This window comes from Bowmanella denitrificans (genome assembly GCF_039522935.1).
GTDB classification, from domain to species: domain Bacteria; phylum Pseudomonadota; class Gammaproteobacteria; order Enterobacterales; family Alteromonadaceae; genus Bowmanella; species Bowmanella denitrificans.
In genome coordinates, this window is record NZ_BAAAEI010000021.1 from 102,105 (window position 1) to 127,567 (window position 25,463).

A 25,463-nucleotide genomic window follows, 5' to 3' on the forward strand; every position below is an offset into this window, starting at 1 on the left:
CTGCGTACCCTCAATCACACCTGATGTGCTCACAGAACGCCATTAAGGCGCTCCAAGGCAATCCAAAAACCTTCCCCATTATTTTTATGCCCCTGCCAGATTTCTGGAATAAAAGGGGCCTGAGGACAACCTTCTCTGAGCACTTCTGCCAACCTGGCAAAATCCAGATCGCCCTCGCCAATCTGCAGTCCTTCACCATTGACGCCTTTGGCATCGCCAAGATGCAGGTGAGCTGTCACCTTGGCCAGTTTGCGGGCAAACTGATAAAAGTCCTGTCCGAAATGGTTACAAGTCAGTCGCGAATGAGACACATCGAAACACATGCGCAATCCCAAACGCTCACACCATTGCAAAGACTCATCGGCGTCCACAAAGAGATTCTGATAGCGCTGCCCGCCAAAATGCCAGGGAAAGGGCGCCATGGTTTGCGGGATCAATTCCACCCCGTCAAGATCCAGGTATTGCAAGCTGTCGGCAAAGGTCTCGTAATAGCGGGTTCTGTCCTGGCCATTCATCGGCGCATCCATGGTAAATCCGCCGATATTTGCAACGATCATAGGACGTGCAGTGCTGGGAAAATAGCTTTTGAGGGCACGAGTGATATCAATAACCCGCTGCGTTTCGGCAATCGAATAACGCCGGTACTGTTCGTCCTGTGAGGCCAAGTCCATCAATCTGCTGTTAGCGAAGAGTTCAGGTGCATGGACGATAAAGTCCATATCGTAGGTACCCGAAAGGTAGTTGCCAATGGGCAGATCCATGTCTGCATAGGAAAGATGAAACTCAAAAAAGTCAGGTTTGACCAAAGCGCGATATTGGTTGAAATCATGGTAGCGCACCGGCACCCCCCAAGGGCGACTGAACCGATATTGGCCTGGCGAAATGGCTATTTCCTTTAAATCCGACGGAAAAAAGAAATCTTCCTCCTGCATGTCACGTTGCAGGGTTTTGCCCACCAATTGCATAAAACACTGGGGTGACAGACCCTGACCGGGGCTGCGTACCATAATATCGGTCTCCGTCAGCACCTGTTCCCTTTTCAGTGACTTGGCGGCCACCAGACTTTTACCCAAGTTTTCCCTGTTGATCATTTCGCCTTGTGACAACTGTCTGTGCTGATTGCTGCCCAAACTTTGTTCTATTTCGCGGATACCGGTAAGTAATGCTTTGAACTCCGAGGGCTCCAGGCTTGCTGCATGATCTGGACCTTCCATGGTTCGGTCCAAGGTAAAATGTCGCTCAATGACTTTAGCACCCAGTGCCACAGCGGCCAGGGATACGGCGATGCCTCGTTCATGCCCTGAGTAACCGACCAGCGGATGCAACGCTCTGAGCGTTTCCATCCAACGCAATTGAATGTCATGCAGAGGTGCCGGATAGGTGCTGTTGCAATGCAACAACACAAAAGCCACACCATGTGCATTAAGAAAATCCACCGTCATGCGCACTTCTTCTTCAGTACTCATGCCCGTGGAAAGGATCAGTGGCTTGCCGGTTTTTACCAACCTGGACAATAAAGGAATATTAGTCAGGTCAGCCGACGCCACTTTATAAGCCGGTACACCAAAGGATTCCAATATCTCCACACTACTTGCATCCCAAGGAGTACACAGATAAAGGATGTGCTTGCTGAGGCAGTAATCTGCCAATTGCCGATGTTCGGCAAGCGATAACTCAAAACGCGAAAGCAGATCTAATATGTACTCAGTGCCCAAGTCATTGCCAGAGCGCTGTAGAGAACTTTTGCGATAAAGTTGATCGAGATGACGCATTTGAAATTTGACACAATCCACTCCCATCTCAACCGCCAGATCCACCAGTTCTTTGGCCCTGGCAAGATCGCCATTGTGGTTGTTGCCAATCTCGGCGATAACAAAGGTGCGGTTGGCACCAATTTCGAATTTACCAATATTTAACTGCATAATCTTTTGCTTACTAATTGTTATCGCGCACGGTCCAGGCTCTCAGCCCGTCCGCCTCGAATCTGAATTGCTGGACTCTATTTCCCTGGGATTCCAACGCATCCATTAACTCTAATCGCCGAAACGCCGGAACGTAAAATAAGAAAAAGCCACCACCACCAGCACCGAGCAATTTTCCACCCAACGCACCCTGGGCTTTTGCTTCGTCATAGACACGATCCAGGTAACTGTTTGAGATTCTATTGCTGAACTGACGTTTTAACTGCCAGGCTGTATCGAGATCCCGACCAAAGCAGTCCAAGCGTCCCCGTAGCAAGTTGTTGCGCATACAGTAGGTCAACTCAACATTTTGCTTTACCTTGTCATTGACATGCTCATTCTGCATTTGGCGGCGCTGATCTTCATGCACTTCACCAGAATCGTGCTCCAGGTTGGAGTCACACAACAGCAGGTTTTCTTCCAGTTCACACAACACGTCAGGGTGAATTCGCAACGGGTGAACGATGTTCTGCTCCATCTTGAATTCCATAAAATTGAACCCTCCAAACACGCTGGCGTATTGATCCTGCCAACCGCCAGCAACGCCCAGATAGAGGCGTTCGGCCTGGTAGGCCAACTCCGCCAGTTCATGCAAATCCCAACGATCCTGACGAAACTGGTTGAAACAGCCAAGCACGGCAGCCGACAATACAGCCGAGCCTCCCAACCCAGATTTCATTCGATAATCAGAATAAAGATACAATTCGAAACCGAATTCAGGCTGGATGACCTTGAGCAAAGCGGCAATTAACCTAAAGTTGCCATTAATGTTTTTAGCTTCTTCAATATTGTTGAAGCAAACCGATTGCCTGAGATCCCGGGAATGAATAAAGACCTTCGAATCGCCCCGTAATCGCAATGTTGCATGGCTGTATATGCCTATGGTGCTGTTGATCACTGCGCCCATCGATTTGGCAAAGAAGTGGGTCAGGTCAGAGCCGCCCCCGCCAAAACTGATCCGCACCGGTGCCCTGGCCCTGGCATACACGGGTGACTCGTCACGTAGTGGCACGCTGTCTCTGGATACCAGACCAATCAAATGTTTGGCGCTATCCAGAATAGGGATGATCTTGATGCAGTGATCCAGCTGTTTGAGCAGAAACTCTCTGTTCGCATTATCATCTGCCCAGACGAAGTTAGTGTTTGCGCTCTCCCTGACCTGACAATCCAGGGTTTTGCCCTGCAACAAACTTCTTCGGATATCGCCGTCTGTGGCGATACCAATTACCGCATTGGTAATGTCAGTGACAAAAATAACACCATAGTTGTTCAGGTCGATCTGCTTCAACGCATTGCGGATGGTGGCGTTTTCACGAATTTGGAATAATGCTAAGTTCACAATTTACAAAGCCTTTCTAGTGCAATCCAATTGCAAAAACGCAGATAATCTTGAGGAACGCCGATATCAATAAAGTCGCCGTCCAACTTCACACAGGACAGCTCCCCCCGAGCAGCCAACTGCGGTAAAACATCATGCTCAATGGAGAATTGACCGTCGCCCTTACCCAGGAATGTCTCCGTTTTCAATCGGTAGATTCCGGCATTTATCCAGCCCGACACTTGCCCCCCCTGTTTTTCCCTAAATGCGGTGACTCGCTCTCCGATGAGGGCCAGGGTACCAAAGCGGCTTGCATCCTGTATGTTGACGCCACCAATATAGTTGCGATCATCTTGTGGAAATTGGTCAAACCCTCGGTCCAACCAGGTATCAGCGTTGGTAATTAGCACATCCCCGTTCAATTTCAGTAAACGGATGGCATTCGCAACAGCGCCCCCTGTGCCAAGCAGTTTGGGCTCACGCACACAGGTAACAGAACAATGACTCAGCAGCTCAGTCATCGCGGCTGATGCGATATATTGTTCAAAAATAGCGGCTTTATGATGCAGTAAAAAAATAAAAGAACGCACACCTTGTGCAATCCAGTTCTCGATAAGATAGGTCATAAATGGCTTGCCACAGACTGGTGCCAGGGGTTTTGGTACCTCATTGACCATCGATTGCAATCTGGTACCCAAGCCACCCGCTAATACCAGCAGGGGAGGCAATTGCTTTGATAAGTTATCTAACGACATGACACCCTATCACGAAAAATTTCAAAAAAATCATGCCTAAATCCAAGCAGGTCATTTAAGCTTTTGTCTAACCGCTATGCACGACACCTTGTTATCGGCTGCACGCCCAAACTCCTGAGCCATCCGGTATGACAAATCGAACGTGAGAACACAGTCGCGAACACTATTTGACGAAGCGACGCTCAATACAGCGTATAAACATTAACACGGGCACCAAAACACGTCGCTAGCTGTGCTTGAATTTCGGCAATATGCTGTTTTGACGAAATGATGACATTGGCAGAGTAAGCAAGTAAACGATCTGGTTGAATACAAGGCTTTTCAAGTAAGTTTGTACCCCAAATTTTAGAATTGTTATCTGCGATAGCAACAAGTCTTTCATCAAGCGCACCGATTTCATGCAAAGCCTTAGTATGCTCCCCAGCCCCAAACAGTACATAGTTATCCATTGTCTCAACCAAGATTTTAAAACGACGTTTCATGTCCTCTCGCCACCCCCGACCATATAGACTTTCCAATGGATCACAATTTTGAATCATCCAAGCATACACAGCCTCTGAATGGGAGGTGATAAGTTGATGGCAATCATGAAATGCCAAAATGATGGACTGACTGAATGGTTGCTCGGCCAACAATGTCTCAAGGTCGCCGAAGGCCATATTGGGGGTTTTAGGCACCAACCCGGCACCAAACTTAATAAAATCCCTTAATCGCTCTTTGGTAAGAGACTTCCAATCGAAGGCCGGGTCTCGATATGTTTCCAGGGCAACGACAAAGTCGGCAAGTATCCCAAGATAATCCTTATCCAAATTTTCAACAGCCTCTTCGTAATCTACTGTCACTACATCAAACTTGGGCATGTTTTCGCGTAACATCCAAGGTTCTGACAATACCTTATGCTTGCCAAAGGATACTAATGCAAAACTGTGGCAAAACTCCCCCATTGCCGGTTTGTATTGGTAGTAGCTACTGTGCGGCATCAGGTAGGGATTAAATTCCTTATAAAACTCGCGCCAGACACAGCTTCTTTGTAAGGCATAAAAGTTATGCATGTAATTCCCAAAGTGTGTCTTCAGACGAAGCGCAGGATCCTCATCCACCAGTGAAAATTCCCTGGCATATCTGCCAACTTCAAAGAACTGCACACTGGACTTTGAGAAATATTGCTGGAATACGAAGCAGCTACCTTGCACCGAATTGAAATCCGGGTTTTGTTCTAAAAAGGATGCGCCTTGTTCCAGGGTAGGCAGAAACACAAAGTCATCGTCGGCCGAAGGCAACACGTATTTCGTATCCACATGATTGGCCAGAAACGTCAGACGTTGATAAACGTTTAACTCGGGGAGATGGAAATACCGGACGTTGTCCGGCAGTGGGCCATCGTAGTTGCTGCTACTGCCGTCGGCGATCAGTGTTTTTAGACCGGTTTCTGACAGAAATGCGAGTTTTCTCTTTAAAAAACAGTGGCGCTCATAGGTGAATATCACCACTGTAATATCGTTAAGTAATGTCGAGCCGCTACTGTTCATAATCTGCCATTTTGCAGTAGAGCCGGGCATTTATGACATGCTCTGCAAGGCCACAATGCCGTGCAAACTGCCCCTCAAGGAAATTGGCTGTCTGCAGGTAGACACCCGGTTTAAACTGCTGGTCGTATGCATAGGTCATTTCAACCGGTGTTATCTCCACCGAGCCCAGCAGCTGTACTTGCAATTGCTCCATAGGACGGAAAATCAATCGACGTTTCTGTGTCAGTAACTCCAGACTCCAACGTCCAGGAGCTTGCCAATTGCCATGATAACTAAACAACGCTCCCTTTTGTGTCAAACCTGCCCCGGCAAAATTAGCACTGCGATGATGCCAGTCTACAGCGCCTGCAGTGAAGCTGGACCAAGAGGTTGGACGGCCGCCAAAATAGAAGGCCAAGTCCACTACATGACTTGTATTGGCCAAAAACCAATTGTGCTTAACCTTATTGTCGAAGGGATGATCGGCGATCAAGTGGGACCATTCGGTCAGCTCATATACCAAAGACTTGATACCACCGTCCTCGTTAAGCAGCTTCTCTGCATAAAGTACCGATTCATAAAATCGACGATTGTAGGCCACAAAGACTTGAGCACAGTGACCGGCCGCCGCATGCTCCAGCCCTTCAATGGTAGCCAGGTCAACCCCGGCAGGCTTTTCCACCAACAGTTGTTTCACCCCATAAGCGATTAACGCCAGAGTACAATCAGCCAAAACCTCAATACCTGTGGCGACGATCACCTTTTCGGGCATTTCTGGTTGTTTAGCCAGAAATGCCTTCAGGCCTCCGCTATAAATAGGAGCCTGAATCTGTTTGGCGAATGCCCGAGCCGAACGTTCACTTCTTGTAATGCAAATAAACGACCGCCCCAGCGCATTCAATACACGGCCGTACTCCACGGCCATCGGGCCTGCACCAATCAACCAGAGCATTTTTTCCACCTAATCATGTGATTGGACAACCATGGCTGGTGTCCACTCCTTGCGCAGCCAAGAATGTCTGGAACATTGAGAGTATCCGCTCATGTAACACGCCAGATTGTCGAAAAGTAGGCAGCAAACATTGCCCGCTAGTTACAATGCTCTTGGCATGATGCTGAGTCACCTGGCTTTGCAGCGGTATGTGAAAAATCTCATGTCGTTCTTCACCACTCACTTTGTCCGTGAAGTGAATCCGCTCTTCAATTTCATTTATCCGGAACACCTTAACTTCATTAGCAATACACACTTCGATACGTTCAATATCATCTTGGTGCACACATTCCATGACAAACTTATGAGGGCCATGGTTAATTGAGATTTTCCCAAACACCTCAAAGCAGCCAGCCCTTCTCGCGGGTCTGACCGATTCTTCAAAATCATATTGCCAACTTTCGAACCATTCAGTTCCTACCAGAAACGCAAACAAGTCGATAAAATGAATTGCGTTGCTGGCCAATCCGAAATCCGTTCCCCTGACTTCGACCGTAATGGGCATGCCAGTATCAATACAATGCTTTATCTGCCGGTACCCTTCAATAAAACGTCTGGGACAATTTACCCATGCGGAAATGCCATTCAATTCCAGAATGGATTGAGCCTCACGTAAATCTTCTACTTTCTGAAAAAGTACCTTCTCAAACAAGATATTTTTCACAGAATTACAGGCAGCCAGTCCTTTCAACAAGCTAAATCTTATGTCAGCGTTAGATGCAAAAATTGCCAGATCATAATGGCGATTACTGGGTAGTTCAGTAAGTAGTTCAAGCCGTTCAACGTCGCCCCCCACTTCGCCAAAGCGCTCCATCGCCCTCGTTAGCGCCGATTCTGCTGAGTCAACTACCGTGATATTCACCGGCTCCTGCAACAGTGCCAATGCTTGTAGGTGACGACTACCGACTTGACCACAACCGATAAAGGCAAAGGTTGGATAATTAGACGGAACGGCCACTAGAGCACCTCTTTTCTGTCATATTTGTCTTGTAGATAGCGAAACTCTTTTCGCAGCTCCTTATATTTGGAGGCTTCGTCAATGATTTCTTCAATATTAATAATTCGCTTCATAGCTCCCCTTGTACTCACAAGGTATGGGTTCTTAATCTTAAGTTCCTTAACTACAGCAAAAATATCTAAGTATGTATGCAGCTGCTGTCCATTATAAGGAATGAAACAACTGTCAAATTTTCCCACCTCCCCGGCCAGTAACGTCAGGATTTCGGATGTTGAAAACTGTCCTGTCGAGACCTCCAGCACGCTACAACCTTGCATATTGAGACCAAGCGAAAAATTTTCCTGACAGACTATGGTCATTGATGATGGTGAAACGTGCTCAACCAGTGCGGTGCAAAACTGATGAAACTTGTCCGCAGTAAAACTTCTGAATATCAGTGGCTTTGAAAAGTGAGACAATCTACTAAAGTGCTTAAGCTCTGCAACAATAAATTCATTAAAAGGAACTATCTCTTCATTCTTAGCATATTTCTTATGCAGTATTTCTTTTAGATTTAAATCGCAATTAAATCTGGGCTCATCTTTAAGCAACTGCCACATTGCTTGCATCTGAGGTTCAAGTAGATGCCAGCCTGAATTAATCACATCGTAAATTTCGGAATCTTTAAAATAACCTGTACGAAAAAAATCATGGCCATAAGCATAAACTTCACTGGCTCCTCTGTGTAGCAAGTCTTTGATGGCAAAGAGACCGCTATAAGGGAAACAGCCTATCTTCTTCACGATACTTTTATAGTGCTCAACATCTGCAATATCATACTGTAAAGGAGCAGTACGTAGTTTATTATCCAACCAAACTATACATTCATCCCAAATCAACTTGTAACTTTCAATACATGGTTGTAACACCATTAATTTAACTTGTTGATTAATGAGTGCTTGTAAATCTGCTTCAAATGTGTTTGTGAGTGGTAGTCCATACCAAATATCACATCGGGATCCAAGTTCACCATGCGCATCATATATCTCGCAAGTATCAGAAGCTTTAACTACCAAATCAAAGGATTCGATAAATTGTTTGGACGGCCAACCTCTCCCTTTCAAATACCCTGATGGGGCAACAACAATACAGCGTTTTCCTTTTATTAAATCATCAATAGGCGTGTCATCTTGCATTACCTAGACTCCACCTTTTTCTGCAGTTAGGATAAAAAAGGAACCATCATCCCCCTCTTTTACTACACCATTTACCGAGTCGTACTGAGTATAAAACTGAATATTTTCGAAACCTGCATAGTCTAATAGCTGAGAGATTTCTCGTTTGGTGTAGTGTTTGACATGAAATGAGTATTTATCTGGGTCAAAAGGCATCACATCTTGGTTCGGCGTAGAACAAATCAATCGCCCACCTGGTTTCATAAATGTGTAAAATCTCTTCAACAAAGCCAAATCAAAATGTACGTGCTCTATAGTCTCAAACGAAACTATCACATCAAATTTATCATTCAGCTCAACGTTTAATGCATCAGCACAAATGTATTGAATATGGCTATCACAGTAATGTTCATTAGCATAATCGACAGCGCCTTTGTCAATATCAACCCCAGTGACATTTGCACCACACATCTTTGACAACATCAACGTCCCATAACCAATTCCGCATGCCAAATCTAATATATGTAAGTGAGGAGCATATCCGATCTGAACACCAGCAAACTCATATCGATTTTTATGGTCATTACGTATATTAGCATAGGTATTTGAGATCTGTCTCTCACCTCTATTCATACTCTTTTCTGCTGTAGCGACCAAGTGGACATGATTCTTTATTTCTGTTTTAACATTCACAAAGCCTGCTCTTTCCAGCAAAAACTTAAGTCTCTTACTGTTATAACCCGACTTGTGAACATCCCAATACGACCTATTATAATCAGCCATTTTGGGGTTACACTCTCGTTGCCAACCATAGAATCCAGCAAAACTATGGCGAGCTTGGGATGTTTTATCTCTTAACGTATCTTCATTCCATTCGGCATCAAGCCATTGCCTGGCGTGAAAATCCATATCTGGAACAACAATATAAATTTTCCCTCCGATTTTAAGCGCTTTGTGCCAATCAATTAATGCGGCATCGGCCTCCATCGAAGTTAGATGCTCCAACATATGGCGGGAGTAGACTTCACTTAAATCTTGCGCATGTTTAGATAATTCCCAAGCGTCGCAAACGACATCCACACCAGCTATGGCCCTGGTATCACAATGTAGGAATCCTTCTCTACGATCATCCCCACAACCTACGTATATTGAACCACCTAGAATTTTTCTACTCATTAGAGCTCACCTAATAACTTTTAAATCAAGATCAAACTAAACAACCGGTATATCTCTAACAAATGGTAAGATCGATATGACTATACTTATCTAACCAATAGCGCGGGTCGCTGTTTTCAACATGAATCTGACGCTCTACCATTGCAGCGAGTAACTTGTCTTTCTGGTCTATATGCTGGTTTAAAACTGATGTTCCTTCAGAGATCACGTCAACGCCGGCTAACGCGGCTTCATACAATGTGCTTGACGTAATACCGTGAACAGATTTGGCATGCTTCAGCAAAGTCAGAAAAGGTAACTCCGACACTTCGCGGCCCCTATAATCATACTGATGCTGATAGGGATCCTTAGGATGAGGTTTAAAAACCACTCTTTCTCGCGCTGAGTATTCGCTATCAATATAGTCAATGAATTCCTGCATACCATTAGTGAATCTACTGCAATTCAAGATGTTGGCATCATCAGGAACTTGCAATGGCACTAGTATATAGTCAAGAGCAACAGATTTAAAATCTTTTAAAAAGAAAGATTTTATTTTTTCAAGTTCAAGTAGATGATGTTTGTCTATCCAATCCAAGCTATCATTCATTAGCGAACATCGATGGTTCACGCCCTTCTTATCAAAATAGTAATATTCACTCTGAGGAAAAAAACCATATTCTATATAGGTTAATTTTTTATTAGGAAACGAGTCAAAAACAATATCATAGAGTTTACGCTGACCATTAAATATCAACAGATTTTCGCACTTTAAAAAATCTCTATAGTACAGGAGCATAAGTGGGCATATTGATAACGTATTAAAGCCCCGTCTAGAAAAGTATTTTTTTAATTTTGACAAATGTTTTCCGTGCCTGACAACTCCATCTGCATGCTCGAAAAGCAGGATATTTTTATCGAGGGAACTAAACTGAAAACCTCTCAGACTCAGGTAAGGGTCAACCACAAGAATTTCATCTATTCTATCTGCAGCCTGTTCAGAAAGAGCGCACAATTGATTGAACTGGAAAGTCCCATTACCTGTCCCTAGCAAAACTGTACCCGATGCCTGCTCAGGCAGAAACCAAATAGATTCAAAGTGACTTGGTTTGGCATTGAGTAAAGCGTTTTCGTACTCAATAAGACCAACAATACATTTCTTATACTCTTTATATATTCTTTTAGCGAATCCACCACTACCGAACAACATAAAGCGATATTTTCCCAGCTGTTCGAAAGTGACTGGCTTCAATTTTTTCAATAAAGACTTAGTGGATTCAGTCAGCACAAGTCAGCCTTTCTGTATAATGACTGATTGAAGGGATGCCAGCTCAACCTCTTGGAAGGAAACCGTATTCAAATTGGCATAGTCAGTTAACTGCATATCTTTTTTGGGAGTTTTCCAGTCACCATACTGAAATGTCAAATAGTCTTCATAATCGAGCGGAACTTGAATAATCTGCTCTCGCCAAAAAATTTTATCTATATCTTTAAAATGTTTCTCAGGTGCATACCACATTCCCAGGCTGGGTAAATGTAATGCCTGACCATTTCGGACTTCTCTAAAGCAGATAGATGTTGTAAACTCGTTTAGATATTGACTTGGACATGAAAACTTAAGCAATAAACCTGAAACATTTTCGTTTTTATCTATAATTCTTTCAACCCGCCAATTTACCCCACCAAGTTCCAAGGATAAAAAATTCAGCAATAACTCTTCCGCCTCATTCTTAAAGGACAATGGTACGGAAAAATCAACATCATCATCCCAAGGAATGATATCATCATCTCTGACTAATCCAAGCAGTGTGCCAAAATCCACCACCATTGGAACATCTAACTTTTGCGCTAGGGAACTGAGTTCTAAAACAATTAGCCTAGCCAAACCCAATGTTTCTTTCTGAACAAATGGTGTTGGTTTTTTAAGTAAATTTTTATGCGGTAGTATTATTTTTTTATCGGGAATATCCAGTTCATTTAGCAACTGATTTTTTACATCTATAGCCCATTGGGTTGTAATAACTATTTCGTCAAATTGCAGGCTTTTGACATCCGCTGGCGCATACACTCGAATTCCGTAAAATTGTTTGCCAAATTTTCTCTGGTCATTATCCAGGAACCCAACAAATTCACGCTCGGATGCGGTATTGTCAATAAACACACCTGCACCCTGTCCTGCGCCGAATAATAATGTTTGAATCTTCATTAGCACCTCTTGCTGGTATACAGGCTGCGTTCTAAGATCCGTTTTAGTGCCTGGTGACTGATGTCTCCCGCATAGTTCGCCGCACGAGTCGGGTCTAAATCAGTATTGAATTCGGCCAAAAGTTTGCTCGGCGATACGAACCGCTCAACTTCCACACTCAACTGCAACTTATCCAGTAGCGCTTTTATTTTATCGACATATTGTGTCGGAACATTAAAGCAAGCCTGTTGCTCGGCCAATATCGCCTTTAAGGTAAAGCTGCATGCCAACCCATGAGGCATCGCATAACTTAAGGTCAGCGGGTAAGAAATCGCATGGGCTATGGCCGTTTTGGTTTCACTAATGGCCAGCCCAGCCCACATCGCCGCTTGCTGCAGAGCGGTGCGGGCCTCAATGTTGTGCGGCTGAGCCAGCGTCTTAGGCAGAGCATCGCATATGAGGGCAATAGCTTTAAGTGCCCTGGATTCACTTAATTCTGAACGATGTCTGTTCCACAAAGATTCCAATGCATGGGATAAGGCGTCGAGGGCCGGATATAAGGTTTGCTCTCTGTTCAGACTTAGAGTCAGACTCGGTGCAAAAATAGCCGTAGTTGGCCGAACTTGCCCTAATGAGTATTTCTTCTGTTCCTGACTGTCCCAAACAGTCGCAAATGGCGTGACTTCTGAACCTGTGCCGGCCGTGGTGGGTATTGCTATCACGGGTATGGGTGGTCCCTCCCATAGGCATTCAGGAGCTAACCAGTTCTCACTTAAGGACTGCTCTGTAAGCATCCTGGATAGCACTTTAGCACTGTCCAGCACGCTGCCACCACCTAAGGCCAAAACACACTCGACAGACTCACCTTTAAGACGCTGATGCAGTGATTCCAAATCCTTCCTCTGTGGGTTGGGCTGGATGTTGTCAACAACGGCACAAATATCAATTCCCGTCTGCTCTTGCAATGTTCGGGGCCAACCGGCTTTGCTGAAACTGTTGCTGGTCACTAACAACACCTGTTTGTTCGCCAAAAGTCCCTTACAGGTCTCAAGTACATTGTCTGTTTGTAAAACAACCAGCGGTTCGCTTAACAGTATTTCCCCATACATCAGGTACTTCCTACCTGGAGCATAAAACTGAGTTTGTTTTGTTGAGGACTTGAGGTTGGACGTCCCAAATCATCACGAGAACCTTTGGCAATAAGAATTTCCAAAAGTTGTGGTCCTGTACTTTTGGATACCTCATCTAAAGCCTTTTTCAATTCCTGTTCGCTGTCAACGCAATAATATTGGCGATAGCCGCAAGCCTTTGACAGTGTATGCCAATCGACCTTGTCTGCTACTGTCGCTTGCCCCCCAACCGATTCGTGGCAACTGTTGTTAAGTAAAACATGCAATAAATTACCAGGCCCTTTGCTGCCAATTACCGCTAGAGAGCCCATATGCATTAAGGCAGAACCATCACCATCCAGTGCGACTGTCAACCTGTTGGGATTGGTCGATGCCACCCCAGCCGCAATACTTAAGGTGTGCCCCATCGCCCCGACAGTCAAAAAATCCCTACTACCTTCACCGCGACGCTGGCGAATTTCAAATAACTCACGAGACGTTTTCCCGGTAGTTGAGACAATCAGTGCATCCGCACTCAGTGAACTAACCAGACACTCAATCGCCGCCTCTCGACCAAATATACTTAATCCAGCAGTATTTGAGCCTTTAAAATCAGCAAAACCGTTCTTTCTTACCAGGATAGCTACAGGCTTACTTTGGGTCTTCATCTCAGTAAGCAATATTGGTAACTTCTGCCGCCAATCACTATCAGCATCAACGACCAGATAATCAATGCCCATCAAGCTCAACTGCTGTTCACTGATGGCGCCTTGCTTCACATGTTGAGGTTCATCCTTTACACCTGGCTCACCACGCCACCCAATGATAAGTAACATTGGAATGCCATAGACCTGAGGATCGGCCAGTGACGTCAACGGATTAATAGCATTACCTAAGCCGGAATTTTGCATGTATACCACGGCGGCTTTACCGCTACCAAGATAATGTCCTGCCGCCATGGCCACAGCGTTCCCCTCGTTAGCGGTAATAATATGCTGCGAAGATGGATAATAACTGTCGACATAAGCACAGAAAGACTTCAGTAAAGAGTCAGGCACACCATAAAATGATGACATGCCGTGCTCATCTAACAGTTGACAGAATTCAGACGGCGCAATCACTATTTGCCCCCAGGGATAAGTTCGAGAATCTCCTTGATGGGCATCATTTGGCTGTCTACTTCAGCCGACCGCCCGTGTTGCAGTATTGAAGAGGCTGTATTCACCATGGCCGGGTAAGCGCTGCGTAATAGTTGATTGGCATAGATAACGATATTCACACCCTGTTCCTGTAACTCGTGCTCGTAGACTTTGTTGTAACTGGACGGTACAGCCACCAGCGTTTTGCGATTGGGCAGAGCGTTGTAGCGGCGGCAGAACTCATAGACTTCATCCGGTGATTTTTCCCGGCTGTGGATCATAATCCCATCAGCGCCTGCATCTAAAAATGCAGCAGCCCTTTGCATTGCATGCTCTATACCCTGGCCCAAAATCAAGCTCTCAATTCGGGCAATAATCATAAAGTCATCCGTGGCCTGAGCATTCTTACCGGCCTGAATCTTCTGACAAAAATTCTCAATACTATCCTGTGTTTGCGCTACTTCTGTGCCAAACAGAGAATTCTTCTTAAGCCCGGTTTTGTCTTCAATTATCACTGCCGACACACCGAGTCTCTCCAATGTCTTAACGGTAAAAACAAAGTGTTCGGTTTTACCACCTGTATCACCGTCATAAATGATAGGCTTGGTAGTCACTTCCAGCACTTCGTTTAGTGTGTTCATACGCGAAGATACATCCACAGCCTCAATATCCGGCTTTCCCTTGGCCGTTGAGTCGGTCAGGCTACTGCCCCACATGCCATCAAACTCGCGCGGACCCAACTCGGTCATCACCCTGGTGTTTTCAATGATCAAGCCGGATAAGGCGTTGTGAATATCCAGAAAACGCAATAGAGGCTTGGCCGCCAACATTCTACGCAGCGATTTGAGACGAATCTGTGGTGTGGTGCCAATTTCCTTCATGGCTTTGTGTAACTGAGTGGACGAAATACCATGGGTATAAGGTACTTCCACCAACTCTCCACCCCATTGCGTTAAGCAATCAATTACCCTTTGGCGGGTTTGCTTCTGCACCCCTTCCTTCCAATCATCTCCATGCACTACAAAGTCTGGCTTGAGTGACTGCAAATTGGGTACGTAGTCCAAGGTAGTTTGCGGTATGACAGCCTCAACACCTTTTATATTCTCAATCACTGCTTTACGCTGCTCAAATGTCATAAAAGGCACGCGTTTATAGCTGGCAATAGCCGCATCAGTTAGCAAGCCTACTGTCACCTTGCCAAGACTGGCAGCATGTTTAAGAATATTCAGATGTCCTGGATGGACCAAGTCGGCACTCATACCAACATATACTACTTTTTCCATAGGTACTTCAGCTCATTTAGAAGGAGGACATATCTATTCGCTTAGGACGATACCACAACGGCACGACTCAACTGCTCAAACAACATAAATCCGTCCCAGACAGGTGAAAAATCCAGCGCCTGACCGATTGGTACAACACGATCTATCCCTGTTATCGACGGTTCGGGCAAAAACCTTAAAAGCTCGCTGGCATCCAGTCCCCAATAACTCAGGGTCTGACATTTGTCTGACAACAGAGCGAGCATGTTATCCAGTGTTGCTATCGGAATCAGATAGAGCAGCCCCTGCCCTGGGTGCATACTTACCAGGGAGCTATCCCACTTGTCTATGCAGACTACCGATAACTGACCTAATGTTACGTGTGTATGGCTGAGCTCTGATGCCTGTGCCAACTGGCCGGTTACTAAATGATCCATACGCTGATGTATTGCCGGGGGGGTATCCTTGTTCAACACTGCAATCTGTTGCCACAAAGCACTTTGCCATTGGCGTTCGCCCAACCAGAACAAGACTTTAGGTGAGGAGCACGCCATTTGACTGTAAGGATGAAGATCGCGCCAAAGCAGTTCGGCTAATTTTTCCACTTTGTTTTGACTTACGGCATCACCGTTTATCAGCGCCACAGAATACCGGTCAGCAAAAGGGATATCCCGACAACGCGGCTTGCAGGGCAAACGGCGGATAGCCTGCACAGATTCATCTCCCCCCCAGATGATTCTGGCATCGGCCATCAAGCTGACTTGCGTGCCTTCTTCGGCGTCTCTGGGATAGTTGGCAAAGGTATTACGCACTGCAATTGGCTGGAATTGCTCTTGGGCAAATAGCTGGTTTAATACACTGAGCAGTGCTGACTTGGCAGGTGCTTCCCGACTGGCCAGACGCACAAGATTGTTATTCCCCATTAAAAGCGCGCATATCCAGCTGTATACAAACATGGTGTCGACATTGGCTGGGGTGTAATGCACCACCACCCCCAAAGGCTTACGCAACAGATATGTAGGGGAAGGATAATCCTGCTTCATCTTCAACAGATTGGCTTTGCGTAACCAGAAGCCCAGCGCCGCCAACTCAGGGATAAGCTTGGCCTGCGGATGCTTCAGTAAACTGGTCGAAAGGGCCTGACAAAATGCCATTATCTGCGGGTCAAATACCGATAATGGCGATTGCAGGGCCAGCTCCTCTACGTTAGCACCGGCTAAAACCTGTATTGTCATAAACGCGCTCCGCTGTGGGTATCACTGCATCCACGCACCTCTGATTTGGGCAGTCTGCCACTCACAGAAAAATATTTGCCCTTGCGGCCACATGGGCAATCATCCACACCGTGGATCGTACCCATGTCTTCAGTTAGCAAACTATGACCTGGGTAGCTGCTGGGCAACACAGATAACACTTGCAGCAATCCTGACTCGCCCACTGGCGATACGGTTAAATCATAAGGGTTGCGAACTAACACATCGGCGAACAACGGCGCATGCAGATGGCCTTGCTTACATTCGACAAATACCGAACCCACCTGCTCTGCCATGCCGTAAAAATTGACCACCTGACTCACACCAGTTAACTGTTTAACCCGCTGTTTAAAGAGGGAATTATCCACCTTTTGGGCTTCGAGCTTTTTCCAGCCACCACTATGCAGCAACACGCCTTGGGGTAAATTCAGGGTCTTATTAGCCTCATGAAGGGATTCTAACAGGTGCAACCACACCATAAAGGTAAAGCCGAATAGCAACACCGGCCCTCGACCGTGTTTTTGCACAAACTCGTCAATCACCGGCCAATTAGGCTGCATCTGTTCATCCAGGGCATAGGTGTGTTCACGCCCGAAAAACGCCAGCCCTTGAATACCGGCGCCCCTTGCAGAAAACAGGTTGCGGTCTTTCAGAACTGCAGGGCTATCGATAATCAGCATCGGCAAACGTGCCTTGCCAAGCACGTTCTGCAATATTTTTACCAGGGCCCTGGACTGTCGTTTAGAAGTGCTTTGATCTAAAAAGATTCGGGAAGGCGCCTGGCCACTGGTGCCAGAGCTTTGCAGCAGTTTATACACATCCTGCTCTGCAATACTTTTCAGTGGCATATGTTTAAACAGGCGCACGGCCAGATAAGGTAAGTCGCTCAGCGACGGGTATGGCCCATCACAAAAACCAAGCCCGGCTATACGCGCATATTCAGGGCAATGCTGCCGGTGGTGTTGATCGAGCGCTGATAATACCAGTAGCAGCTCACGCTCTTTATCAGCCTGACTGAGCTCATAAGGGGATAATTGCCAGAATGGCTCAAGTAAGGCTTCATAATCAGTCATGCTCAAACAGCCGTTGGATAGTGGGATAGTCTGGTTTGCCATTTGGCAGGGCCGGTAATACGTTGGTCTCAAGTAACGTTATTGCAGAAGGGTGCAAGCCCAAATGCTTGCTAAGCCAAAGGCGTAAGTCCATATCAGAGTTATTATTTTTATAGGCAACTTGCAGCGCATTATCGTTACCAACGACGTTTGCCTCAAGCCCAATAGATTTTAGCAAGCCTTCCACTTCATCAAGATTCAGGCGCTGACCAAAAGGTTTGATGATGCGCTTAAGCCTGCCCTTGATAAAAAAATCCCCGTCTTTATCTTTACAGGCCAAGTCGCCAGTAGCCAGCCACTTCGCTGGCAAAAACTGACGTAAGTCCTTCACAGACTCCGTATATCCCAGCATCACATTGTCACCGCGGTAATGCAGTTCACCTTCCAGCTCTGGTGCAGTGATCAGCATGCCCTGATGATCAAGCAACTTAAACTCTCCGCCAGGAATAGTGCGGCCGATGGCAGCAGGCTTTTGGGCAGGAGTGGCGTTAAATGCCATACGGGCGGTGGCTTCGGTTTGACCATACATAGTGTAAAACTGCTTACCCTGCTCCTTGGCCCAGTCCGCCAATAGTTGGACTCTGTCGACAGATAACCGTCCACCAGCCTGCGTAAAATAACGTAAAGAAGGTAAGTCCATATTGGTAAATCTAAGCCTTAGCAGCATTTCATAGCTATGCGGCACGCCGGCAAAGCTCGTTACTTGGTGATGCCTGAAGGTATCCCAAAATTCACGTGTTACCAATCCATGCTCATTAAGCACTATGCCTGCACCTGCCAGTATATGGCTGTTAATAACTGACAAGCCATAGGAATAAAAAAACGGTAAGGTGGTAATAGTGAGATCAGTCGGTTTAATCGGCAGATACGCGCAAATTGACTCGGCGTTAGCCTGCAAATTGGTATAAGAAAGGGCGACCTGTTTGGGCGAGCCAGTTGACCCCGAAGTAGACAGCAGCAAAGCCAAATCAGTCGCCATAGCAGGTGGTTGCAGATTGACTACCTGTGGCAGACCGTCGCTAACAAGCAGATTAGGCTGGTAAGCTTCGCACAATTGGTGCAAATAATGCGGATGAATATCTGCCGACAGCAACATTTGAGCGTGTCCGGCCTTAAGCGCTGCAAGATAAGCTATAAGGCTGGTGAGGTTGTTACTGGCCTTTAGGAAAATCAGACTGCGGGTTGCAGGTAGTTGTTGGCAAAACTGTTCCACCTGCAGATTGAGCTGTTGATACGTCAGGCATTTCTGCCCCACCCACACTGCCGGGGCCTCTCCGAACGTTGCTAGCTCTGTAAAGAACATATGCCTCCCGACTAAATGAGCATACCGCCATCAACACCAATCACTTGGCCAGTAATATAAGATGACAATTCAGAAGCCAGAAACAGCGCGCAATTAGCGATGTCAGCGGGCTGCCCAATTCTGCCCATGGCAATAGAATCAAGACGTTGCTGAAACAATTTATCATCAAGTTGCCTGGCCATATCGGTATCAATAAAACCAGGAGCAATGGCATTTACACGAATTTGCTGTGCAGCCAACTCCTTGGCCAGAGATTGAGTCATACCAATAACGGCCGCCTTGCTACCGCCGTATACTGCCTGTCCGGCGTTACCCCGGCTGCCGATAATGGAACTGAGATTGATAATACTACCGCCACCACGTCGAGCCATTAATCTGGCTGCGTATTGGCTATTGTATAGGGCACCAAATACATTGCTGGCATAAACGCTTTGCATCTGTTCCGGTGTGACCATGCCCAGTAACGCATCCTGAAGTATCCCCGCATTATTGACCAATACATCAAGGCCTTTGGACACTTTCTGCACCTGCGCAAACGCCTGTCTGACCTGCGTTCCATCCTGAATATCAAAATACAGACAATGCACCGTCGCCCCTGACGCCTGGCAATCGGCTGCGATGCTATCCAGGCTTCCCTGCTGGCGGGCCGTCAACCACAGTTCTGCCCCCTGCGCGGCGAAGAGTCTGGCGGTCGCTGCACCTATGCCGCGGTTGGCACCGGTAATCAGGCAGATTTTGCCGCCTAATAGCTCAGCCAAATATCACCTCATACTTGGCCAAAATCTGCCTCGCCTTGGCAAAGGAACTCATATCAATAATATCGTCGGTATCAAGCATCACTTCGAAACAATCTTCCAACTGGGCAATCAGAATCATATGGGCGGTCGAATCCCATTCTTCAATTTGATTGTAGGCCAGTTCGTCGTTGACCCGTCCGACATCAATGGCCAGGGCTTCAGCAAACACCTGACGAAGCTTGTGTTCATTCTCTGACAAGATTCAGTCCTCTGTTAAGTGGGCAGAATCAAAGCGCATAAAACGCTTCATTCTGTCCCGCGCAATCTGATAATCAGTTTGGTTTAAGGTTAAATACACCAGATCTTCCTGCTGGTTGGTCACTTGGTAACCACAAGCTTTGTGAAAGCGCATAGAAGCCTGATTTGATTCGAAAATCTTACCACGTAACTGGGTAAGACCGAACTGTTCAAAGGCCACATCATTCAGCGCAAATGCGGCACAGAACGGAATAATATTGCCCTGATACTGTTGATCATAAATATACATGCCTGGCTCACAACAGCCTATTACCTTGTCAATCGCCGTTAGCGACGTTACGCCGATGGGCTTCTGTTTAAAATAAATCAGCATATACAGTTGCTGTTCTGACGCCCATACCCGCTCGAACCAGGCTACTTGTTGCTCAGCTGAGATCTCACTGCTGTCCAGCATAAGGCTTCGAATACGAGGCGTATTGCGCCACTGACGCACCATCTCTATCTGAGTATGCTGAATAGGTTTGAGCATGACGCCATACCGCGCAAAACTGAATGTAAGCTTATCAATCAAATGTATTCACCTGCCCCAACAATGGCTTCCCGCCTCTTATATCGTCCAATATGCGAGAAACTCAAGGTGCAGTAAAGGTGCTGAGTTACCCAACAACCAAGGTTTAAGCAAGCTACAATCGCATCATAGTAGTTATGATTCTGCTGGCACCATCAAGATCGGCCAAATGCATAGCCTTGGTATGCATACTTTGTAAGGCCTGTTTATCCTGCCACAATGCCAGGACTTGCTGAGTTAGCGCGACAAAGTCGACCCTTTGCCGACAATCAACCGCTCTGCACCAATGCTGCCCGGCAGTGTAAAATGTTGCCTCGGCCTGATTGTCTGCCACTACTAACAAAAAGGCCGGACTGGCAGTGGCTTGTAACTCATATTGGCTTCCCCCGGCTGCTGACACCACCAATTTCGCATGGCAATAAGCGTCAGCCATCTGCTGACAATCCTGTATATGCTGCACAACCAAGTTTGTTTTAGCCCAAAATGCCTGTAGCTGACCTAACCAGGGATAAGCAGCACCGGTAATCACCCTGATGGGCATATCTGCCCCGGCACTATCCAAAGCTTTTAGCAAAGGTAAGGTCAGATTGGCCGGGTCGCTGCCGCCCATAGTGATCAATAGTGAATTACGCTTAGCCCAACTGGTTTCCGCGTAGGTAAACTCCCGGCGCAGTACCCGAAACTTCTCGCCCAGGCAATATTTCGCACCCGGGGCGCTAAGGTTATAGCCTAATTGTTCAGCATTCGCTGCGCCGTTGATAACCAGATCCGCATGTAACATTCCAGAATTATTGTTGTCATCAAACAGGGCCAATTGACAGCCTGTTTGCTTAAGGGCTTGTCGGTAGATTTCATTAAACTGATAGCCATCCAGCACCACTATATCGGCCTGCTGAAAGGCTGGCTGCTGATTTAGCCAGGCGATTTCATCCTGCTGGGTCAAACCTTCTGGAATGGTTAATACTGCGCCCACCCAATCATGGCGGGCACGGCAAAATGGCACCGTGCCGGGCAATACAGCAAAGGTTACATCGATATCTTCTGCTTGCAGATGTTGGGCCAGCGCCAGACAACGCATCAGATGGCCTAGGCCCATCTGGCTATGCCCATCCATCCTGAATAAAACCCTATTCATAAAGATGATCAAACCACAGAGGCACAGAGAGCACGAAGGGGAAAAATTTTACCAAAAAACTACCCATTTAAAATTCTACAAATACCGTGGTGTAACTTTTCGACATTAAAGTTTAATAATAAGCCGTATCTGAGATTCATTAACTTTAAGTACGTCAGTAACTGCGCCTTATGGATAGGTTGAATATCATCAACGGTTTTCAACTCCAGAATAACGCTATCTTCAACCAACAAATCAATACGATAGCCAACGGCTACTTGAATACCTCTATACCGTAAAGGCAGCTCTAACTGACGTTTGACACTTAACCCCAGCGTTTTTATTTCCTCCTCCAGACAAGCTTCATAGGCAGATTCCAACAATCCGGGACCAAGAGCCTTATGGACTTCAATTGCAGCACCAATAATCTTACCAGTTAAGTCATTTCCATCCATAGACTATCTAAGTTCTGATTAGCGATACTTATTTATAGCAATTTCTTTGTGCCCTCTGTGTCTCTGTGGTTTTATTCTTTCATCACTCTATAAATTCCCAAGACAGGGGGGTGCCTTTGGGGAGAGCTGTTTTGGCGGTTTTGCCCAGTACGCTGTCCCAGTGCTTAGGGGCAAGGCCAAAGGCCGGGCGCACTATACGCAGATTATGTTTACCCAGGATGTCACCAGCCTGGATATCTGCACTGACATAAATAGAACGGCGGTATTGCTTAGCCTTCTCTTCGGCCTGACTGCCGCCATACACCACCTGCCCCATTGCCTGCCAGGCACGCTTTGATTCCATCACCAGCGCAGCTAGTTCCTGTGGCTCAAGCGAAAAGGCGGCATCCACACCGCCGGCATTGCGATCCAGTACAAAGTGTTTCTCAATCACCGTTGCGCCAAGGGCAACTGATGCCACCGCCGCGCCAATGCCACCAGTATGGTCAGACAACCCCACTTGCACGCCAAAGGCATCGCGCATATGTGGTATGGTAAGCAGATTGGTATTGGCCGCCTCGGCAGGATAAGTGCTGGTGCATTTAAGCAATATAATATCCTGGCAACCCGCGGCTTTAGCTGTAGTGACTGCCTCTTCAATTTCCGCCAAGCTGGCCATACCGGTGGATATAATCAGTGGCTTACCCTTACTGGCGGCCTTGCGGATAAGCGGGATGTCGGTGAGCTCAAAAGAGGCAATTTTAAAGCAGGGCACATCCAGACTATCAAGAAAATCCACTGCCTGTTCATCGAAGGGTGAACTAAAAGCTTCCATTCCCAGTTGCCTGGCTTTGGCGAATAGCTGCGCATGCCATTCATAGGGTGTGGCGGCGCGTTGATAAAGTGCATGCAGTTTCTCGCCGTGCCACAAGCTATCCTGCTCTTCAATTACAAAACCCGGTTTTTGCACATCCAGGGTCATACTATCAGCAGTATAGGTTTGCAATTTGATGGCATGGGCGCCAGCCTTTGCTGCCGCTTCCAGCATCTTCATGGCGGTGGTCAAGTTCTGACTGTGATTGCCAGACAACTCAGCAATAATAAAAGGCGGCTGCTCGGGGCCGATGGTTCTTTGCCCGATCTGAATAGACTTCATTGCGCCTGCTCGCTAAATATAGAATCAATACTTTCTGCCAACTGTAAGGCGGGTATAGGGCCTTCATGGGGATCGGTGGCGTAATCCGGCATCAGAGTGCGAGGATCCACATCACCACATATCACCAGACTGGGGCAGCCTACCGCTGTTGCCAACCACTGCGGTGCAGACGGCGCCGTCACCAGTAAGTCCGATGCTTTTAGCTGCATCAGGGTTTGACGCAAAGACACCGAGCCATCAAACCCGGTCCAGACATGATAACCCCGCTTTTCCAGTTCAGCTTTCAGCTCATCAGCAAAAGGATAGGCTCGCTCTGGTGTGCGGGATTGTGGCGCCAATGCTATGACTTTCTGCTGTTTGCCGATGCGTTTTAATTCCTGGTCGGCCGCCACCTGAATCGACATATCCATATCCAGTTGATCAAAGCCACAGCAACTGCGCAGATAAAATTCCGGATAACCGAAGTCAGGCACCAATCCCCCTTGCCACCAGGGTGTATGCCAGCGCACCATGCTAAAAAAACTACTTTGCATATAGCTAGCAGGATCGTTCACGTATTCAGGTTTTAGCTGCTGTGACTGAAACTCATCAATCAGCGTCTGTACGGAAATGCTCATGGTATTTCCCATCACCTTTTCACCTGCGTCTTTCAAAAAGCGGCTTAAAAAGCAAGGCATAAACCAGGTATCCAGGTTCCAGATTTGATCGTACCCTTCACCGATAATTTGCTCTGCCAGGCCTAAGAAGGTTTCCATGGCGGGGATAATATGTTCGGGCCATGCATCTTTATCCAAGCCCCACACATTAACATCTGGCTCAGCCAGTTTTATCACTTCCTTACCGGCTGCAAAGGTCAGAAAGCTAAACTGGGCTTCGGGGAAGCGTTGTTTAAAGTAACGTAACGCTGGGATCCCGATGCAAGTTACATCGCCTAAGCCCAACATTCTGATTAACAGTATTTTTTTTGGCGCGTTATTTGTCACGTAATCCCCTAAATTTATGGCTTTACCACAGAGACACGAAGAGCACGGAGAATGTCGGGTGTCATAAACAACCAAGTAATAGTTGCTCTAATTCTGTGTTCTCTGTGCCTCTGTGGTGACATATGCTTTAAACAATAATTCGGCGCGTTGCCAGTCTTCCGGTGTGTCAATATCCTGGACCAGGTGGCGGGGTAATACAATGGGTAGACTGTGCGGTGCAAACATACGCTGTCCTTCCAACCAGGCCTGGGTTCTGCCCCAGTAAAATTGCCCCGCATCATGGTAGGCTTCTTCGAGATCCTGCGAGCGCTGGCCAATCAACTGTGGATTTATCGCTTCAACACCGCCGTCTGCTAAAACCCGAATGGCCCGTTGGATAGGAAAAGCAAAACTGGTTACGGAAAAAGCAAAACATTTATCCAGGTTTTGCTGAAGTTGGTGCAATCCCTGTTGCAGATAAATTGCCTGCAGCAGCGGCGCGGTAGAATAGATACAGCACACATATTCGGGCTGAATACCCTGATTCTGTAAATAGTCAATAGCATGGCGCACCACGGGGGTGGTGCCGATGAAATCGTCCGATAGTTCAGGTGGTCGGATAAAGGGAACCTCGGCACCATATTGCCGGGCTATGGCAGTTATTTCGGGGCAATCAGTAGAAACCACTATCTTTGAAAATAAACCACTGGCCTTGGCTGCCTCTATGGAATAAGCAATCAAAGGTTTACCACAAAAGGCTTTAATATTCTTTTTCGGGATACGTTTGCTGCCGCCGCGGGCAGGTATAATGGCTATCGCTTGCATTGACTACTCTTAGTTTAAGACTCTTTATAACCACTGAGGCACGGAAGGCACAGAAGGCACAGAGAAGGTAAGAATATAGATCCTGAAAACCTTGCCGTTCTGAGCCCGTTTAGTTCTTCTAATTTTTATGTAGGGCCTTTTTATTAACCACGTGCTTATTTTCGTCTTGGTTGGTCGAATGAATTCCACTCTACACCGAATAGATTACGCCCTTCAAACCTCTGCGACCTCGGTATCCCTAACTAT

At 46.6% G+C, this 25,463-nt stretch carries 24 protein-coding genes; all 24 read right to left on the reverse strand.

Features of this window, described 5'->3' with window-relative positions:
• Nucleotides 1-29: 29 nt before the first annotated feature.
• Complete coding sequence (locus ABD028_RS17125; RefSeq protein ID WP_343846498.1) at nt 30-1,922, reverse strand: N-acetylneuraminate synthase family protein; 1,893 nt, start codon at nt 1,920-1,922, stop codon at nt 30-32.
• Nucleotides 1,923-1,935: 13 nt separating this feature from the next.
• Nucleotides 1,936-3,300 (reverse strand): GHMP family kinase ATP-binding protein, encoded by a 1,365-nt coding sequence (locus ABD028_RS17130; RefSeq protein ID WP_343846500.1) that lies wholly within the window; start codon nt 3,298-3,300, stop codon nt 1,936-1,938.
• Complete coding sequence (locus ABD028_RS17135; RefSeq protein ID WP_343846502.1) at nt 3,297-4,034, reverse strand: sugar phosphate nucleotidyltransferase; 738 nt, start codon at nt 4,032-4,034, stop codon at nt 3,297-3,299. Before ABD028_RS17135 ends, ABD028_RS17130 begins: the two co-directional genes overlap by 4 nt.
• A gap of 182 nt (nt 4,035-4,216) precedes the next feature.
• The gene (locus tag ABD028_RS17140; RefSeq protein WP_343846503.1) at nt 4,217-5,593 is read right to left on the reverse strand and encodes a TIGR00180 family glycosyltransferase; all 1,377 of its coding nucleotides are present in this window, start codon (nt 5,591-5,593) and stop codon (nt 4,217-4,219) included.
• Nucleotides 5,553-6,494, reverse strand: a complete 942-nt coding sequence (locus ABD028_RS17145; RefSeq protein WP_343846504.1) for a Gfo/Idh/MocA family oxidoreductase — start codon at nt 6,492-6,494, stop codon at nt 5,553-5,555. The genes ABD028_RS17140 and ABD028_RS17145 overlap by 41 nt, the downstream gene beginning before the upstream one ends.
• A gap of 13 nt (nt 6,495-6,507) precedes the next feature.
• A complete protein-coding gene (locus ABD028_RS17150) occupies nt 6,508-7,491 on the reverse strand; it encodes a Gfo/Idh/MocA family oxidoreductase (RefSeq protein WP_343846506.1) in 984 nt (327 codons plus the stop codon).
• A complete protein-coding gene (locus ABD028_RS17155) occupies nt 7,491-8,666 on the reverse strand; it encodes a hypothetical protein (protein ID WP_343846508.1) in 1,176 nt (391 codons plus the stop codon). Before ABD028_RS17155 ends, ABD028_RS17150 begins: the two co-directional genes overlap by 1 nt.
• 3 nt (nt 8,667-8,669) lie before the next feature.
• Entirely contained in the window at nt 8,670-9,821 is a 1,152-nt protein-coding gene (locus ABD028_RS17160; protein WP_343846509.1) for a methyltransferase domain-containing protein, read from the reverse strand.
• A 55-nt stretch (nt 9,822-9,876) separates the two neighbouring features.
• Nucleotides 9,877-11,088 carry a capsular polysaccharide export protein, LipB/KpsS family gene (locus tag ABD028_RS17165; protein ID WP_343846511.1) on the reverse strand — a complete coding sequence of 404 codons (1,212 nt, stop codon included), beginning with the start codon at nt 11,086-11,088 and terminating at the stop codon, nt 9,877-9,879.
• 3 nt (nt 11,089-11,091) lie between these two features.
• Entirely contained in the window at nt 11,092-12,006 is a 915-nt protein-coding gene (locus tag ABD028_RS17170) for a nucleoside-diphosphate sugar epimerase/dehydratase (RefSeq protein ID WP_343846513.1), read from the reverse strand.
• Nucleotides 12,006-13,094 (reverse strand): phosphonoacetaldehyde reductase, encoded by a 1,089-nt coding sequence (locus tag ABD028_RS17175; protein WP_343846515.1) that lies wholly within the window; start codon nt 13,092-13,094, stop codon nt 12,006-12,008. The genes ABD028_RS17170 and ABD028_RS17175 overlap by 1 nt, the downstream gene beginning before the upstream one ends.
• Nucleotides 13,094-14,215, reverse strand: coding sequence for a phosphonopyruvate decarboxylase (gene aepY, locus ABD028_RS17180; RefSeq protein WP_343846517.1), 1,122 nt, complete (start codon nt 14,213-14,215; stop codon nt 13,094-13,096). The genes ABD028_RS17175 and aepY overlap by 1 nt, the downstream gene beginning before the upstream one ends.
• On the reverse strand, nt 14,215-15,516 hold the full coding sequence (aepX, locus tag ABD028_RS17185) for a phosphoenolpyruvate mutase (protein ID WP_343846519.1): 1,302 nt from the start codon (nt 15,514-15,516) through the stop codon (nt 14,215-14,217). The genes aepY and aepX overlap by 1 nt, the downstream gene beginning before the upstream one ends.
• Nucleotides 15,517-15,557: 41 nt before the next feature.
• Nucleotides 15,558-16,730 carry an acyl-CoA reductase gene (locus ABD028_RS17190; RefSeq protein ID WP_343846520.1) on the reverse strand — a complete coding sequence of 391 codons (1,173 nt, stop codon included), beginning with the start codon at nt 16,728-16,730 and terminating at the stop codon, nt 15,558-15,560.
• A complete protein-coding gene (locus ABD028_RS17195; protein WP_343846522.1) occupies nt 16,727-17,821 on the reverse strand; it encodes a LuxE/PaaK family acyltransferase in 1,095 nt (364 codons plus the stop codon). Before ABD028_RS17195 ends, ABD028_RS17190 begins: the two co-directional genes overlap by 4 nt.
• Nucleotides 17,814-19,163, reverse strand: a complete 1,350-nt coding sequence (locus ABD028_RS17200; RefSeq protein WP_343846524.1) for an AMP-binding protein — start codon at nt 19,161-19,163, stop codon at nt 17,814-17,816. The genes ABD028_RS17195 and ABD028_RS17200 overlap by 8 nt, the downstream gene beginning before the upstream one ends.
• 11 nt (nt 19,164-19,174) lie before the next feature.
• The gene (locus ABD028_RS17205; protein WP_343846526.1) at nt 19,175-19,921 is read right to left on the reverse strand and encodes an SDR family NAD(P)-dependent oxidoreductase; all 747 of its coding nucleotides are present in this window, start codon (nt 19,919-19,921) and stop codon (nt 19,175-19,177) included.
• On the reverse strand, nt 19,914-20,159 hold the full coding sequence (locus ABD028_RS17210; RefSeq protein ID WP_343846528.1) for an acyl carrier protein: 246 nt from the start codon (nt 20,157-20,159) through the stop codon (nt 19,914-19,916). Before ABD028_RS17210 ends, ABD028_RS17205 begins: the two co-directional genes overlap by 8 nt.
• A 3-nt stretch (nt 20,160-20,162) precedes the next feature.
• Nucleotides 20,163-20,729 carry a GNAT family N-acetyltransferase gene (locus tag ABD028_RS17215; protein WP_343846530.1) on the reverse strand — a complete coding sequence of 189 codons (567 nt, stop codon included), beginning with the start codon at nt 20,727-20,729 and terminating at the stop codon, nt 20,163-20,165.
• A 112-nt stretch (nt 20,730-20,841) separates the two neighbouring features.
• Nucleotides 20,842-21,861, reverse strand: coding sequence for a UDP-2,4-diacetamido-2,4,6-trideoxy-beta-L-altropyranose hydrolase (pseG, locus tag ABD028_RS17220; RefSeq protein ID WP_343846532.1), 1,020 nt, complete (start codon nt 21,859-21,861; stop codon nt 20,842-20,844).
• Between the two features lie 59 nt (nt 21,862-21,920).
• Nucleotides 21,921-22,295 (reverse strand): GxxExxY protein, encoded by a 375-nt coding sequence (locus tag ABD028_RS17225; RefSeq protein ID WP_343846534.1) that lies wholly within the window; start codon nt 22,293-22,295, stop codon nt 21,921-21,923.
• 82 nt (nt 22,296-22,377) lie between these two features.
• Complete coding sequence (gene pseI, locus ABD028_RS17230) at nt 22,378-23,430, reverse strand: pseudaminic acid synthase (protein ID WP_343846536.1); 1,053 nt, start codon at nt 23,428-23,430, stop codon at nt 22,378-22,380.
• On the reverse strand, nt 23,427-24,413 hold the full coding sequence (locus tag ABD028_RS17235) for a glycosyltransferase family 9 protein (RefSeq protein ID WP_343846537.1): 987 nt from the start codon (nt 24,411-24,413) through the stop codon (nt 23,427-23,429). The genes pseI and ABD028_RS17235 overlap by 4 nt, the downstream gene beginning before the upstream one ends.
• Before the next feature lie 87 nt (nt 24,414-24,500).
• Nucleotides 24,501-25,217 (reverse strand): pseudaminic acid cytidylyltransferase, encoded by a 717-nt coding sequence (gene pseF, locus ABD028_RS17240; RefSeq protein ID WP_343846538.1) that lies wholly within the window; start codon nt 25,215-25,217, stop codon nt 24,501-24,503.
• Between the last annotated feature and the right edge of the window lie 246 nt (nt 25,218-25,463).